1 rRNA gene is annotated in these 255 nt (G+C 52.2%); it reads left to right on the plus strand.

Annotation, left to right across the window (positions count from 1 at the left end):
* Positions 1-255, plus strand: a 23S ribosomal RNA gene (locus tag HC728_RS20025); the annotation flags it as partial.

A 255-nucleotide genomic window follows, 5' to 3' on the forward strand; every position in this document is an offset into this window, starting at 1 on the left:
CTGAACATTGACCCTACATGTGTAGGATAGGTGGGAGCCTTTGAAGCAAGTACGCCAGTATTTGTGGAGGCAATCTTGAAATACCACCCTTGTATGCTTGATGTTCTAACGTTGGCCCCTTATCGGGGTTGCGGACAGTGCCTGGTGGGTAGTTTGACTGGGGCGGTCTCCTCCCAAAGAGTAACGGAGGAGCACGAAGGTGGGCTAATCACGGTTGGACATCGTGAGGTTAGTGCAATGGCATAAGCCCGCTTG

The sequence above is a fragment of the Aliivibrio sp. S10_S31 genome (assembly GCF_014694495.1).
Lineage (GTDB): Bacteria > Pseudomonadota > Gammaproteobacteria > Enterobacterales > Vibrionaceae > Aliivibrio > Aliivibrio fischeri.